This is a genomic window from Brevibacillus borstelensis, assembly GCF_036700025.1.
Taxonomy (GTDB): domain Bacteria; phylum Bacillota; class Bacilli; order Brevibacillales; family Brevibacillaceae; genus Brevibacillus; species Brevibacillus borstelensis.
Genome location: NZ_CP144922.1, coordinates 3,552,395 through 3,565,661, shown reverse-complemented (window position 1 = coordinate 3,565,661; position 13,267 = coordinate 3,552,395). Strand labels below are relative to the sequence as shown.

The 13,267-nt window shown below is 51.3% G+C and carries 17 protein-coding genes; 10 read left to right on the top strand and 7 right to left on the bottom strand.

Annotation, left to right across the window (positions count from 1 at the left end; translation table 11 throughout):
- Position 1 precedes the first annotated feature (1 nt).
- The 3 genes from V5G20_RS17030 to V5G20_RS17020 all read left to right on the top strand — a co-directional run bounded on the left by V5G20_RS17030 (position 2) and on the right by V5G20_RS17020 (position 3,448).
- On the top strand, positions 2–1,210 hold the full coding sequence (locus V5G20_RS17030; RefSeq protein ID WP_122957727.1) for an MFS transporter: 1,209 nt from the start codon (positions 2–4) through the stop codon (positions 1,208–1,210).
- 19 nt (positions 1,211–1,229) lie between these two features.
- Positions 1,230–2,354, top strand: a complete 1,125-nt coding sequence (locus V5G20_RS17025) for an AAA family ATPase (protein WP_338461420.1) — start codon at positions 1,230–1,232, stop codon at positions 2,352–2,354.
- Between the two features lie 74 nt (positions 2,355–2,428).
- A complete protein-coding gene (locus V5G20_RS17020) occupies positions 2,429–3,448 on the top strand; it encodes a vWA domain-containing protein (RefSeq protein WP_024985177.1) in 1,020 nt (339 codons plus the stop codon).
- A 162-nt stretch (positions 3,449–3,610) separates the two neighbouring features.
- Here the strand turns inward: V5G20_RS17020 and V5G20_RS17015 are convergent, their stop codons facing one another.
- Positions 3,611–3,853: a hypothetical protein gene (locus V5G20_RS17015; protein ID WP_003387363.1), complete on the bottom strand. Its 243-nt coding sequence runs from the start codon at positions 3,851–3,853 to the stop codon at positions 3,611–3,613.
- A gap of 76 nt (positions 3,854–3,929) precedes the next feature.
- Complete coding sequence (locus tag V5G20_RS17010; protein ID WP_003387362.1) at positions 3,930–4,373, bottom strand: DUF2621 domain-containing protein; 444 nt, start codon at positions 4,371–4,373, stop codon at positions 3,930–3,932.
- Positions 4,374–4,551: 178 nt separating this feature from the next.
- Between V5G20_RS17010 and V5G20_RS17005 the strand changes: the two genes are divergently transcribed.
- Positions 4,552–4,926 carry a hypothetical protein gene (locus V5G20_RS17005; RefSeq protein WP_003387361.1) on the top strand — a complete coding sequence of 125 codons (375 nt, stop codon included), beginning with the start codon at positions 4,552–4,554 and terminating at the stop codon, positions 4,924–4,926.
- A 109-nt stretch (positions 4,927–5,035) separates the two neighbouring features.
- Positions 5,036–5,995, top strand: a complete 960-nt coding sequence (locus V5G20_RS17000) for a tetratricopeptide repeat protein (RefSeq protein ID WP_172920663.1) — start codon at positions 5,036–5,038, stop codon at positions 5,993–5,995.
- A gap of 304 nt (positions 5,996–6,299) precedes the next feature.
- On the opposite strand, the gene V5G20_RS16995 is transcribed toward V5G20_RS17000, so the two are convergent.
- The 3 genes from V5G20_RS16995 to V5G20_RS16985 are packed head-to-tail and all read right to left on the bottom strand — an operon-like array spanning position 6,300 to position 8,888.
- Positions 6,300–7,106 carry an ABC transporter permease gene (locus V5G20_RS16995; RefSeq protein WP_003387359.1) on the bottom strand — a complete coding sequence of 269 codons (807 nt, stop codon included), beginning with the start codon at positions 7,104–7,106 and terminating at the stop codon, positions 6,300–6,302.
- Entirely contained in the window at positions 7,087–7,890 is an 804-nt protein-coding gene (locus V5G20_RS16990; RefSeq protein WP_003387357.1) for an ABC transporter ATP-binding protein, read from the bottom strand. The genes V5G20_RS16995 and V5G20_RS16990 overlap by 20 nt, the downstream gene beginning before the upstream one ends.
- 5 nt (positions 7,891–7,895) lie before the next feature.
- On the bottom strand, positions 7,896–8,888 hold the full coding sequence (locus V5G20_RS16985; RefSeq protein ID WP_003387355.1) for an ABC transporter substrate-binding protein: 993 nt from the start codon (positions 8,886–8,888) through the stop codon (positions 7,896–7,898).
- Between the two features lie 283 nt (positions 8,889–9,171).
- Between V5G20_RS16985 and rnz the strand changes: the two genes are divergently transcribed.
- The 4 genes from rnz (at position 9,172) to yjcZ (ending at position 11,351) form a co-directional block, all read left to right on the top strand.
- Entirely contained in the window at positions 9,172–10,149 is a 978-nt protein-coding gene (gene rnz / locus V5G20_RS16980; RefSeq protein ID WP_003387354.1) for a ribonuclease Z, read from the top strand.
- Positions 10,150–10,173: 24 nt separating this feature from the next.
- Positions 10,174–10,407, top strand: coding sequence for a hypothetical protein (locus tag V5G20_RS16975; RefSeq protein ID WP_003387353.1), 234 nt, complete (start codon positions 10,174–10,176; stop codon positions 10,405–10,407).
- Positions 10,408–10,484: 77 nt separating this feature from the next.
- A complete protein-coding gene (locus V5G20_RS16970) occupies positions 10,485–11,126 on the top strand; it encodes a YczE/YyaS/YitT family protein (protein ID WP_003387352.1) in 642 nt (213 codons plus the stop codon).
- 123 nt (positions 11,127–11,249) lie between these two features.
- Positions 11,250–11,351 carry a sporulation protein YjcZ gene (gene yjcZ / locus V5G20_RS16965; RefSeq protein ID WP_122957726.1) on the top strand — a complete coding sequence of 34 codons (102 nt, stop codon included), beginning with the start codon at positions 11,250–11,252 and terminating at the stop codon, positions 11,349–11,351.
- 76 nt (positions 11,352–11,427) lie between these two features.
- On the opposite strand, the gene V5G20_RS16960 is transcribed toward yjcZ, so the two are convergent.
- Positions 11,428–11,658, bottom strand: a complete 231-nt coding sequence (locus tag V5G20_RS16960) for a stage VI sporulation protein F (protein WP_003387351.1) — start codon at positions 11,656–11,658, stop codon at positions 11,428–11,430.
- A gap of 206 nt (positions 11,659–11,864) precedes the next feature.
- Here V5G20_RS16960 and V5G20_RS16955 point away from each other — a divergent pair, with 206 nt between their 5' ends.
- Entirely contained in the window at positions 11,865–12,815 is a 951-nt protein-coding gene (locus V5G20_RS16955) for a S8 family peptidase (RefSeq protein ID WP_003387350.1), read from the top strand.
- Between the two features lie 92 nt (positions 12,816–12,907).
- Here the strand turns inward: V5G20_RS16955 and V5G20_RS16950 are convergent, their stop codons facing one another.
- Positions 12,908–13,249, bottom strand: a complete 342-nt coding sequence (locus V5G20_RS16950) for a hypothetical protein (protein ID WP_031931783.1) — start codon at positions 13,247–13,249, stop codon at positions 12,908–12,910.
- Between the last annotated feature and the right edge of the window lie 18 nt (positions 13,250–13,267).

Genomic DNA, 13,267 nt, shown 5'->3' with positions numbered 1-13,267 from the left:
CATGTTGGCGAATCCATATGTACGAACGGTTATCCTCTCCCGCGTGCTGCTGCAGCTGGGAATTTGGATCAGGAATTATGCCGTGCTTCTTTATGTCACCGACCTGACAAAAAATGATCCCGTTTACGTATCGCTGATTGCGGTTGCGGAATTCGCTCCGATCTTTTCGTTTGGCCTTATTGGGGGGACCTTTGCCGACCGCTGGCGGCCGAAGCGGACGATGGTCTGGAGCGATCTTGTTTCAGCCTTGTCCGTCGGAGCTGTGATGCTTGTCCTCATGAACGGCGGGTGGATTCCGCTGCTCATCGGCACATTTATTTCTGCGAGCCTGTCCCAATTTTCTCAGCCTTCGGCGATGAAGCTGTACAAGCGGCATGTGCCGGCTGAACAACTGCAGGGCGTGATGGCGATGTCCCAAACGCTTGTCGCTGTCTTTATGGTTTTGGGACCGGTCATCGGCACGTTTATTTTCATCCAGTTTGGACTGCAAGCCTCTCTGATTTTGACGGCCGTTCTGTTCCTGGGCTCTTCCCTTGTATTGGCGACGCTTCCCAGTGACACGGACGAGCCGAACTCTGGCGATACCGGCAGCTTTAAAAAGGAGTTGCAGGCCGGACTTCGCTATATCGCCTCCAATCAATCCCTGCGGACACTCTGCCTGACTTTCTCGGCTGTCGGGTTGGCTTCAGGACTGACGCAACCGCTTCAAATCTTCCTAGTCATCGAGAATTTGGGACAGGACAAACAATTTTTGCAGTGGTTGGTAATGACCAATGGGGCAGCCATGCTGGCAGGCGGAGCTGTCATCGTCGGGATAGCCAAAAAGGTGAAGCCGCAGCTGCTGCTCATGGTAGGCTTGCTTGTCACGGCCGTATGTACGATCGGATTGGGCGCTTCTACGAAAATGGGGATGACGATTGTTCTATTGGTGATCAGCGGGTTGTTTTTCCCTTGTATTCAAGGAGGAATTCAGACGCTTATTGTCCGCAATACGGAAGGGGCATTTATTGGCCGGGTATCCGGAACGATCACGCCTGTTTTTATGGGAATGATGGTGATCGGCATGTTCGTATCCGGCTATCTGAAGGATGCGTTTTCCTTGTTTGCGGTATATGTGGCGAGCGGTGTCTTGATTATGATCGGCGCCTCAATGCTGCTCCCCCTCATAGCCCAGAAAAGGAGCTTGGATGAGAGGAGACCCGCATCATGACGATTGGAGGAAAAATGGGATGACTGCATATGGAGAATGTGTTTTGTCACCAGAAAGACAGCTGACCGATGCAGAAAAAAAGCTGATTTGGAAAAAGGCATGGACTCATAAGGTCAGCGAAGAAGAACGTCGCATCACGAATGAAGTAAAGCGCAACTGGAATCGCGGGGAAATGAAAATCGCCAACATATTGTTGGAAGGGGACGCCGGTTCAGGCAAGACACAACTGGCCAAAGCATTATCGGCGAATTTCGGGCTGCCGTATACGAAAGTGACCTGTTTTGCCGATATGGATAAATCGGATATTATCGGCGCTATTTTTACGGTGATTTCCACGGAACGTTTAGACGAAATGGAGCCTTGGGAGCAAACGGCACTGCAGGCATTGTATGAAAGCGACGGCTTTCAAAGCGCAACGGAAGTTTTGACAGACGCGCTGGGGATTCCGCAGGAACAGGCAGCCTTGAAGATGAAGCAATTGCTGAGGCTGGCAGCGGAAAAAACGGATGGAGAAGCGGTGGAGTACCGATTTTACCCTTCGGAGATCGTCAGAGCCTATCAAAACGGGTACCTGCTGGAAATCCAGGAACCAAACGTGATTCGCGATGCTGCGGTGTTGATGGCATTAAACTCTGCCCTGGAGCTGGATGGCAGCATCAATCTGCCCACCGGGGTCATACACAGGCATCCCGATTTCATCGCGGTGATCACAACGAATCGCAGTTATGCGGGAACCAGACCGTTAAACGAAGCGCTGCGCGACAGGGTTCAGCATGCGGAAAAGATGGACCTGCCGACCAAAGAGGTCATGATCGAACGCGTAATGGCCAAAACCGGATTCCACGATGAAAAGGTGTTGGATACTTTAGCGGAAATCATTATGATTCTGGACAAAACCGCCAGAGCCAATGCGATCAAAGGCGTAGCGGGCATGCGTTCCTTCTTCTACTGGGTAGATGCGATTGCCGGAGGAGCTTTGGCGAAAGAATCCCTTTATCATAAGGTCATCTACAAGATCACAACCGATCCGGAAGAGATACTCATTCTGGAAGAGGCTCTGCTCAATCATGGTTTGCTTGCCAGTTTGGAAGAAGCCCGGATCGAACGTAAAAAAAAAAAAAACGGAAATCTGACGATGCGATAGAGATCAGGACATGGGGAGATATAGACGAGAGCGGTTTTGACACCGACAGCCATGCCGCGGAAAAGGGAATCGCATTGAAAAAATCTGCCGATAGTGACAAGAGCTCCTCGCGTGTCACAGACGATTCCGCCCATATCGAACGTACAGGTTTGGGCGACGATGGCTCTCCCACATATCATCAGACAAATCCTGAATCAATGTCAGAGGTTGAGAAACAAAAGGAACGCGATTTCCGCAAAAAGCTGAATCAAGACGCAAGAGCGGTGGTTTCCGATTCCATTCATAAAAAAGTAAAGCTCATTGTGCACCGTCCAGACTACGATCAGGAAGACCAGCAGGAATATGTCCGGCTCAGCAAGGAGCTCATGCCGACCGTGAAGGAAATTGCGAGAAAGACGCTTCCGTACTTGGAGCATGAGGTGTCCTCCGACTTTGCACGGAACCGTTGCTACGGCAGCAAATTTCAAGCAGAAAGCGTCGCTTACAGGGATTACAGGTATTTTGCCAAGAAACGGCCTCCAACAGAATCCCCTTCACTTGTCGTTGGTATCAGGGTCGATGAATCCGCATCCATGTCAGCTTTTGGGAGATTGGAAGCAGCCAAGCGCGCTGTCATCGCGGTATATGAATTTTGTCAGCTTTGCGATATTCCCGTATTGATCTACGGCGATACTGCGGATGTTTCCAAGCTGGAACAAATGTCGATTTTCGCATACACCGATTTTGATAAAAGGGATGCGCATGACCGATACAGGCTTATGAGGATTCGTGCGAGAAGCAATAACCGCGATGGAATGGCCCTGAGAATAATGGCCGAACGATTGGCCGTCTCGCCGCAACAGACAAAGCTGTTGATCAGCATAAGCGACGGTCAGCCCAAAGCAATGGATGAGTATACCGGAAGCTATGCGGTTGCTGACATGAAGCAGACAATCGAGGAATACGAACGGAAGGGAGTCATTTTTCTTGCGGCCGCAATCGGGCAAGACAAGGATGTGATTAGTGACATCTACGGAAAGGAAAGATTTTTGGATATTGCCAATTTGCATGAGTTTCCTGCAAAGTTGGTTCGGATTATTGCCCGTCATTTGTGATGACAGATGGCCCCATTTCAAATGAAAGGACCCTGCAGCCATTGCAGGGTCCTGATTTCATAAGGAAAGCGAATCAAGCAAAACAAATCGAACAGCATCTGCGTATAATAGCAGGCAAACATCTACGGTGCACGGGATCAACCAATTACCGCGTTTGCCAGCCTAGCTGCTGAAAAAACCGCTACGGCTGGAATGCTTCCGGCGGTAGTACGAATGGCCGTAAGACTTATGTCCGCGCCCGAAGAGGCCGCGATGACGGTAGTCGCTGCTGCTGTAGCGCTTGTACCCGCGATGTCCTCCTTTGAACAAAAAGCCTGCTCCTTTTTTGAGGAGGGCGAAAACAACGGCCACCACGATGACGATCAGCAGCAGGCCGATTCCGAGAATCGCTAACAGTACGGACATACACATCGTCTCCTTAGTAGAGCGGGATATCTACGTTTACGGCAGACCGGGCAAATGGTTTCAAGCTTTGGGTCGTCTACGAGCCCATGTGCAGGTACTTTTCGTATGGGGAGTAGTCGATTTGTTTTTTCTTGAGATGGTCGATTAAAAATTTGTGGTCCCGCTTTGGCGTCGCGAGTATGTAGCCTTTTACGATCAGATCCAGATCGATCGACGTCGCTTTCTCATCCAGGGCAAGCTTGCCGATTTTGGCAGCGATGCTGCGCCTGGCCACATCCCGAAACAGTTGAGGGACGGGTTCTACCAGTTCATTCAGGAGAGCCAGTCCGTCCTCCGTCCACATGGAGCGGGTTTGCTCGATATAGTAGTCCTGCCAGTCGAGTTCCGATTTGCCGTCCTGCTTGGGCATCGATTTCAGGAACTTGCGGAACATGAAGAAACCGCCGATTCCCATGAGCGAGACCAGGACAACCGTCCAGCCGACGATAAATACGGAGAATCCTGTGGACAATTGCGTCATGTTTGTACACCTCGTTCCAATCAATTACACTGGAAAAAGCCCTATCTAGAGAAGTGTATCGCATTTTTGCCTTTCCAACAAATCTTTTTGCATAAAAAGTCAAAGGCGCTGTTTGCTCTTCCCAAGTATGCATACTATTTAGTATGATTAGAATGAATCTCAGAAGGGGTTGACGCTCATGTTCAAGCTTGGACAACGTGTCGTCATCGTTGCTGACTCCTTTGAACAAGGTATGCCAATCGGAGAATACGGGTATCTCATCGGCAGAGACCGCAATCCGGACAGCGCATTTTCCTGGATTGTCCGTATTCCCAAGATCGATAAGCAGTACGCCGTAGTGGAGGATGACATCGCTCTGGAGGAGACTCTGCTGGAACAGGAAGCAGATCGTATCCAGAAAGAGGCCCTGCTTGACTTCGCATTGGCAACACGCAACGAAGCCCTGTTCCGTCAACTGATGGGTATTCAGGACGAAGCAGCGGAAAATGGCGAACCAGTGAAAGAATCAATGGAAGAATTTATCCGGAAAGTGAATATAAAAGCCTGGATTTAGGAACGGGAGACGAAGGAAGCGGGCGGTTTTCTATTACGGGAAATCGTTCGTTCTCTTTTGGGGAGATGCTCCTGTAGCTCCTTTGACCAAAAGAAAGAGAGGCTGTTTCATGTCAGAATTTGTGACCTTTACGAATGAGTTTGGCCAGACTGTGCAAATGTCGCGTGAGGACTATCAAAAGAAAGTGATTCCGCAAAATTTGGACAAGTACTGGGAGGACAAGGAAAAGCTGCGTGACTTTGCGATGGAGCTGGTCCGCGACAAGTTTCCCGTGCAGGCTGCCATTGCCGCTGACCGGCTGCTGGAATTGTACGGTCCGATTGAGTCCGCGCTCATTTTTCGGGCTGTCGTGCACATGCAGGCAGGGGAATACGATCGGGCCAAGAAAATGCTGCTCGACTGTCTCGAGCGTTTTCCGTCTTCAGGTACGGCTTGTACCAATCTGGCCAAGCTCTACGCCCTGGAAGGGGAGGAGGCAAGGGCCTTTGAGACGCTGGAAGCGGGACTGTTCAAAGATCCGAACCAGGAAAACGGCTTGAATATGTACGTGGAAAGCTTTTTGCAATTCAACAAGCGGGACGAGCTGCGCAAGCGCCTGGAAGCCCTTATGGCCAAAGAGGGGGCTTGGCGTCCCCATCTTCACATGGCCCGTTTGGCGATGACAGAGGAAAATCTTTTGAAGGCGATGCAGTGGTACAAGGAAGCGATCCAGCGGGCACCGGAAAAGGAAGAGGTCATCATGACGGTAACGGGAGAGCTGGGGCAAGCCGGGTACGTGTACCAGCTGATTCAGATTTGCGAGGAGTATTGGTCGCCTGAGGAGATTGCCTACCCGTTTACGGGCTTCAACTATGCCAATGCACTGCTGTCCACAGACCAAAAGGAAAAAGCGATCGCCGTCTTGCGCGAAATGCAGCAGCACATATCTGAGCAGTACAAGCCGATGATCGACCACTTTATCGCGAGGATACCCGGAGCTGACGAGGTGGAAGCGGCGATGAAGAAAAGCAGCCAGAGCGAACAGCCAGAGGAAGCGGGAAAAAAGAGCAAGTGGAAGTTCTGGCGATAGAGAAGCAGACAATGCGCCCGTGCCTGTGCCGGGCGCTTTCTGTTGGCACGGCGCCGACGCCGATGAACAGGATGATTGGAAAAATGATTGGTCCAAAAACGGATACAAATGACGACATATACGGCCCCTTCCATCTGTTGTTTGCATCAGTATAATCTGGATTTTATGATAGGTAAATTCTATTAAAACCATAATTATTATAGAAACTACCTATAACAGAGATGAAGTCGCTCGCTTTTTCTTCTGCCCATGTAAAAAACGGCGCTGCCCGCGATTTTCGCAAGCAACGCCGCTTTGCTGCCATCTATTTGAACTGGCTGGTGAGTCTCCTCTCGAGAAGCGCGACACCTTGATACATGAGTGTTGCGACGACTGCGATGATCGCGAGAGCCACCATGACCAGAGTAAAATTGAATACCTGGAAGCCGTAAATAATCAAGTAGCCGAGCCCCATTTTCGAGACGAGAAATTCACCGACGATCACCCCTACCCAGGAGAGGCCGACATTCACCTTCAAGGTTGAGAGGATGGCGGGGATGGTCGAGGGGAGAATTACCATGCGGAAAATCTGCCGCTTGTTCCCTCCGAGCGTTTGAACGACCTTGACGTAATTTTGGTTGACTTCCTTGAAGCTGGTGTAAATGACGATGGTCGTGATAATCACTGAGATCGCGCAGCCCATCGCGATAATGGACAACAGGCCGGGACCGAGGAAGACGATGAACACCGGGCCTAGCGCTACTTTAGGCATGCTGTTCAACACGACCAGATAAGGGTCAAGAACCCGTGAGAGGAATGGCGACCACCAGATGAGCGTGGCCAGCAGTGTTCCCAGCAGCGTCCCCAAGAGAAAGCCCACGACGGTCTCCCAGACGGTCATTCCGATATGGGGAAGGAGTCTGCCGTCCAGCAGTTGTGCCCAAAACAGCTCCCACATCTTGGAGGGATAGCTGAAAATGAGCACGTTGATGGCATTGATGCGGGCCAGCCACTCCCAGACACCGACAAAAACGACGAAGATCGACAACTGGGTTAAAAGAATCAGATTTCGTTCTTTCGCTTTCTGTTTGATGTGATCCCGGTGGATCGCTTCAATTTCCTTTGGTTGCATCGGAGACCACCTCCATCTCTTTCCAGACTTGATGGAACAGGTCCTGAAATCCAGGCAGGTTGCGGGCATCAAAGGGAAGTGCGCTGCGGATTTCTGCCGGGACAGCGACTTCACTGTTGATGCGTCCGGGATTGCGGGCAAGGATGTAGATACGGTCTCCCATCGCGATTGACTCCGACAGATCGTGTGTCACGAGGATGGCAGTCTTTTTGTGACGGCGCAAGGCCGAAAAAATCAGGTCCTCCAGCTTCAGCTTGGTCTGGTAGTCGAGTGCCGAGAACGGTTCGTCAAGCAGCAGAATATCAGGCTGACAGGCGAGTGTCCGCACGAGCGCCACCCGTTGACGCATGCCGCCGGAAAGCTGTGCAGGGTAAGAGTGGCGCACATCGGCCAGCTCCATCTCAGCCAGCAGATGCAGAGCGTAATCCTCTGTTTCTTTATTTCGGATTCCCTGAATGTCCAGACCGAGAAATACGTTTTCTTCGATCGTCCGCCAGTTGAACAGATAATCCTGCTGCAGCATGTATCCTACCTGGCGAGAGGTCCCCTGCACGCTGGCGCCTTCGATCAGCACCTTGCCGGCAGTAGGCTTCTCCAGACCGGCTATCAGCGAAAGCAGCGTCGTTTTTCCGCATCCACTGGGGCCGACCAGACAGATGAACTCGCCTTCCTCCACGCGCAGGTTGATGTCCCTGACCGCCATGAACGCCCTGGAAGTCGATACGTAGAGATGCGTGACGTGGCGTAGCTCAATCTTGGCCGGCGTAGAAAGAAGCTGGTTCATGTTTTTTACTTCCCTTCTTTAGCGGTTTTGGCAAAGGTGGTATTGACGAGCTTGGCGTAATCCATACGCTGCTTCAATTCACCTGCTGAGTCCATAATGTCCTGAAGCTGATTCCATTCGGTTTCGTCCAGGATCGGATCTGTCGCAAAGGAGCCTTGCTCCAGATAGCGCTTGATCGAGCTCTCCAGAATTTCCGGCTTGATGTCCTGGAAGTAGGGAGCGATTACCTCAGCTATCTCTTTTGGAGAGTGGGACGCTACCCATTGTTGCCCTTTATAGATTGCATTGGTAAACTTTTGAATAGCGGTTTGATGCTTGTCGAGGTAGCTTTGCTTTGTCATAAAGACCGTGTACGGCACAGTGCCGCTCTCCTTGCCGAACGATGCAACGACATGGCCGATCCCGTTCAGTTCAAACTGCGAGGCTTCGGGCTCGAACAACTGCACGAATTCGCCGGTTCCGGAGGCAAAGGCAGAAGCGACGTTTTTAAACTCGATATTTTGGATGAGCTCCAGATCCGCATGCGGATCAATCTTGTTCTTTTTCAGTACATACTCGCCGACCATTTGAGGCATCCCACCCTTGCGCTGGCCGAGGAAGACGCTGCCCTTCAATTGGTCAAACGAAAAGTTGTCGATTTTCTTGCGCGACACCAGGAATGTGCCGTCGGTCTGGGTCAACTGCGCAAAATTTATCACCGGATCTTGAGCACCCTGCTGGGCGACATAAATACTCGTTTCCGAGCCGACCAGGGCCACGTCGATCCCGTCCGATAGCAGCGCTGTCATGGTTTTGTCTCCGCCCCACGTCGTGCTCAGCTCTACTTCGAGACCCTCTTCTTTAAAGAAGCCCTTTTCGAGCGCAACGTATTGCGGCGCGTAAAACAGGGAACGGGTCACTTCGCCGATTCGGATTTTTTCTGTGCCCCCGGAGCAGCCGCTTATGATCGCGGTCAGTGCCAGGGAGGCAGCCAGACCCAATGAAAGTAAACGCTTCATCCTCAACCCTCCTGTCAGGTGGTTACCTGAACGATTGACAAATTTTCAACGGTTCGATAGGAACCAACGCCAACGGTACCTATCGGGTAAAGTCGCCGGCTGGGCTACAGAGCTCTGTTGCACCGTCGGCATGGATAAAACCTGTGCTTCGCAGCGAAGCTCCGCCAATAAACCTGGCGATGCCAAGTTTTTAATAACGTATGCGCCCAGAGAAAAAAGGGTGAATGCCCAATAGGCGGACAGGCACCGAAAGAAAAGAGAATAAAGGAGAACGTGAACAGACATGCAAGTGACGTTTTTAGGTACAGGTTCGGGTGCCCCTTCCACCAGAAGAAATGTAAGCGGAATCGCCCTCAGTTTTGACCAGAGCGCAAAATGGTGGCTGTTTGACTGCGGGGAAGGAACACAGCACCAAATCCTTCGCTCGCGGCTAAAGCTCAGTCAGCTTGAGAAAATCTTTATTACCCACCTTCACGGGGACCATTTATACGGGCTGATCGGTCTGCTCGCCAGCCGTTCGTTGCGAAATGACAGTGCTGCGTCGGTAGAGCTGTACGGTCCTCCAGGAGTGGAGCGATATGTCAAGGCCGTGATGGATGTTAGCCCCGTGCATCTGCATTATCAGCTCCATATCAAGATCATCGAAGAGGGAACGATTTTTGAGGACGGGGACTTTACCGTCGCCTGCAGGAAGGTTCAGCACCGGGTGCCAGCCTATGCCTATGCTGTTCACGAAAAGGAAAAGCCGGGTCCCTTTTTGGTAGAGCGGGCGAAAGCAGCCGGTATTCCGGCCGGGCCGCTGTACGCTGCTCTGAAACGGGGAGAACAGGTCATGCTTCCGGATGGACGAGTCGTCGACGGAAAAGATTTTGTCGGACCTTCCCAAAAGGGCAGGGCAGTTGTGTTCAGTGGAGATACGGAGCCCTGCGAAGCGGTCAAGGAGCTGGCCAGGAATGCCGACCTGCTCGTACACGAAGCAACCTATGCGTTTGCTGACAAGGAATTGGCGGTGAGGAGCGGTCACTCGACTGCCCGTGAGGTGGCTCAGCTTGCCAAGGAGGCTGGCGTAAAGAGCCTGTGTCTGACCCATTTCAGTCCTCGGTATGAAAATGAGGATGGCGATCTGACGATGGAGGATCTGCTCAGAGAAGCCCAGGAGATCTTTCCCGAGACGGCCCTTGCCAGCGATTTTGCCTCATTCTCCGTAAAACGGGAGAGAAACACAGTGGGAGAAATGGAGAAACCCTGCTATAATGAATGATCATCGCAAGAAAGAAGGGAAACCATGAAACGGGTAACCTTTGCTTCTGCACAGGAGCTGAAGGAATACTGTCTAGAGCAGGAGCTGTCGCTGGTAGTCGAGTACCGGGACGATCAGAACAAGCAGCGCCAGGTTATCTTGTCAGGCGAGAGGCTGGAAGAGGCCGGCATGTATTTGGACCGGCCAAAAGCTGAAGCTTATTTTCGAAAGGACGGCGTCTTTCACGAAGTCATTGCCGGGTGGCAGGATGGCGGATAGCGAATCACGGATTTTCTGACCCGCGAAGAAAGCAGATATCGGGAGAGGAAAGGTGAGCTGAGGTGTCCGGTATACGGATGGGCGGCCCCATCGTGGTTCGTTACGCCATGTTTGTGCTTGGATTGTTTATTGGTGCTTTTGGATGCGTACTGATGATCAAAGCCAATCTGGGGGTATCCCCCTGGGATGTGTTTCACATCGGTTTGCAAAAAACATTTGGGTTGACCATCGGACTCTGGTCGCAAATCGTCGGTGTCATTGTCATTTTCCTGTCGTTTGTATTGGCGAAAATCAAACCGACGTTTGGCATGTTTTTAAATATGATCTGCTTCGGACTCTTTTTGGATATGTTCCTGTGGATGAACATCATCCCTGAGGTCGAAGGAATCGTCCAGCGTGTCTTGATGCTGCTGACCGGACTCCTGGTGTCAGCCGTAGGGATCGGGATGTACCTTTCGCCGCGGCTGGGAGCAGGACCACGGGACAGCTTCATGCTGGCGATGAATGAACGGATGGGATGGAGTATCCAAAGAGTCCGGTTGATTATCGAAGTGAGCGTTCTGCTGGCGGGAGCTGCTCTCGGTGGACCGGTATCGGTAGGGACCGTTCTCGTGGCTGTACTGACGGGACCGCTGATTCAACGGACGATTCCGTTCTGGCAGCAGGTGATGCAAAAGCCATATGGTATGGCAGAGCCGCTGCACCGCAAGGCAAGCTAGACCAAGAGAGAATACGCACAACTGTCAAAAGATGAGGGATATGCGGGTAACGTGATTGGGCAATAGTCCAATCACGTTTTTTGTTATGTACATACCATATGAGTAGTTTGTCGACAAAGGAGGGTGAATGGATTGAGTCTGTTCAAAGGCAACTTTGACGATTTCTCTTTGGTTCTTGTCCTCTTCGTGTTGCTGGCTATTGTCGGTTGTTCGTGCGACGACTAACGGACAGGGAACATTCGGTTCGGGTCAGAACCAAAAAGGAGAGCAGCTCATGCTCTCCTTTTTGGATTCCTTTTTCCTAGAGACCTGGCAACCGTTCCTTTACCTGCTTGCGGACTTTGGAAATCTGTTTGTCTGACAGCTTGATGCCCACCGCTTTGCTTACTTTTTTAATCAGTTTCTTCAGCTTTTTGTCATCCTTGAAATCTTTCTTTTTGTACCCTTTTGCCAGTGACTTGACGTCGCTCATGCTCAGTTTCTTCTTGCTTTTTTTATTCAATTTCTTCAACAAATCTTTTGTTTTGGCCATCGGGTTTCGTCACTCCCTTTCCCATTTGTCTGCTAGAAGGCAAAACCGCCCCATTTGCAGTCATATGGCAGCCAAGACAAAGATGTATGGACAAAAGCGGATACATGGACGCCCAATTTTTTTCGTCTGTGTATATACCCAACCCACCCACTCCGCGAATACATAAGATGATGCAGACATTTGTCACGATAGGAGGAAAAAGTGGGTTGAAAATCATCTCTTTTCATCCAAAGCAGCCGTTCCCCAAGATTTTGTCCGAGTTGCAGGAGAGGGTGTCCCGCCTCTCAGTAAAACAGCCGTGGAACTGCTATCATGATTTGTCCTGTCTTTGCGTCAGGCAGGATATGTTCGAGCTGTTTGAGGAAGAGTTCCGCAAATACAATCCCCATGTTGAAGAGAATGCCACAGTCACCGTGCACGCAGAAGACGAGGCGCACGGTGAAGACGAAGTGCCATGGGGAGTCAAGTACATCGGTGCCGAACGCATGTGGAGAAAGGGCAGGGGAAATGGAGTCAAGATTGCTGTAATTGATACAGGCATCGCCCGGGACCATTTTGAATTAAAGGATCGGGTCAAGGGCGGCGTCAATCTGGTGGGAGGAAAGCGGAACGGCCATGGTACCCATGTAGCGGGTATCATTGTGGCGGAGATGAACCATACAGGGATCGTCGGGGTTTCTCCGGAAGCGGACCTGTATGACGTGAAAGCCTTTCGCGAGGATGGAACGGCTTCATTATCCGATATTATCAGAGCCTTGAACTGGTCGATTGAAAACGAGATGGATATTGTCAATATGAGTTTTGGAATGGGACAGTACAGCGAAGCATTGGCCCGGATGGTCAAGAAAGCATCGAAGCGGGGGATTGTCATGGTCGCTTCTGCCGGGAACAACGGAGGAGAGGTGGAGTACCCGGCCAGGTACCCTGGAGTGATTGGAGTAGGTGCGATTGACCGAAACGGCAATCTGGCAGACTTCAGTGCACGGGGAAAAGGGATGAACATGAAGGCGCCAGGCGTGGAAATCTTGTCGACATGGCCGGGGGACAGCTTCCGTACACTGAACGGGACCTCGATGGCTGCACCGCATGTCACCGGCATGCTTGCGTTAAAGCTCGCCCGCAAGAAAAAAAGCAGGGTGCAGGCGGCAGGCAGCTAAGGGGATTTTTGAAAACGTGACAGCAAAAAAAAAAGAAACCGGGTCGCATAGAGTACGGATGCAGCCCGGTTTCTTTGTGTGCCCGCCCGGATTTACCCATGAATCTTGGTGTCGTAGTCTTGCTGTACGCGGAACCATATATTAAGATCGTTAATGATACTCGCTATTTCGTGGATTTCCGAGTTCAGCTGACAGGAGCGGGGGAAATCCTCTTCGACATCCAACTGTGTCTGTTTTTCTATGATCATCGCTTCCAGCTTGATGATGCGATCCGGGATCGTGGAACGGATTTCTTCCCACTCCATCAGGATGTCTGCCCTTTCACCTGGCGAATACTCTTCCCAGTCGTGCTGAAGGGCGGGAAGACGAATACCCATCCGTTCATCGTAGACAAATTCGTAACGCAAAGGTACATTCACTCCTCTCACGTCCATCGTATCAAAAAAGGAGAA

What these genes read in the sequence shown, in the direction of transcription:
- V5G20_RS16975 (WP_003387353.1), top strand. Translation starts at nt 10,174, where the DNA reads ATGAAACGGGTAACCTTTGCTTCTGCACAGGAGCTGAAGGAATACTGT.
- V5G20_RS16990 (WP_003387357.1), bottom strand. Translation starts at nt 7,890, where the DNA reads ATGAACCAGCTTCTTTCTACGCCGGCCAAGATTGAGCTACGCCACGTC.
- V5G20_RS16985 (WP_003387355.1), bottom strand. Translation starts at nt 8,888, where the DNA reads ATGAAGCGTTTACTTTCATTGGGTCTGGCTGCCTCCCTGGCACTGACC.
- V5G20_RS17025 (WP_338461420.1), top strand. Translation starts at nt 1,230, where the DNA reads ATGACTGCATATGGAGAATGTGTTTTGTCACCAGAAAGACAGCTGACC.
- V5G20_RS16995 (WP_003387359.1), bottom strand. Translation starts at nt 7,106, where the DNA reads ATGCAACCAAAGGAAATTGAAGCGATCCACCGGGATCACATCAAACAG.
- rnz (WP_003387354.1), top strand. Translation starts at nt 9,172, where the DNA reads ATGCAAGTGACGTTTTTAGGTACAGGTTCGGGTGCCCCTTCCACCAGA.
- V5G20_RS17000 (WP_172920663.1), top strand. Translation starts at nt 5,036, where the DNA reads ATGTCAGAATTTGTGACCTTTACGAATGAGTTTGGCCAGACTGTGCAA.
- V5G20_RS17010 (WP_003387362.1), bottom strand. Translation starts at nt 4,373, where the DNA reads ATGACGCAATTGTCCACAGGATTCTCCGTATTTATCGTCGGCTGGACG.
- V5G20_RS17030 (WP_122957727.1), top strand. Translation starts at nt 2, where the DNA reads ATGTTGGCGAATCCATATGTACGAACGGTTATCCTCTCCCGCGTGCTG.
- V5G20_RS16950 (WP_031931783.1), bottom strand. Translation starts at nt 13,249, where the DNA reads ATGGACGTGAGAGGAGTGAATGTACCTTTGCGTTACGAATTTGTCTAC.
- V5G20_RS16970 (WP_003387352.1), top strand. Translation starts at nt 10,485, where the DNA reads ATGGGCGGCCCCATCGTGGTTCGTTACGCCATGTTTGTGCTTGGATTG.
- V5G20_RS17015 (WP_003387363.1), bottom strand. Translation starts at nt 3,853, where the DNA reads ATGTCCGTACTGTTAGCGATTCTCGGAATCGGCCTGCTGCTGATCGTC.
- V5G20_RS16960 (WP_003387351.1), bottom strand. Translation starts at nt 11,658, where the DNA reads ATGGCCAAAACAAAAGATTTGTTGAAGAAATTGAATAAAAAAAGCAAG.
- V5G20_RS17005 (WP_003387361.1), top strand. Translation starts at nt 4,552, where the DNA reads ATGTTCAAGCTTGGACAACGTGTCGTCATCGTTGCTGACTCCTTTGAA.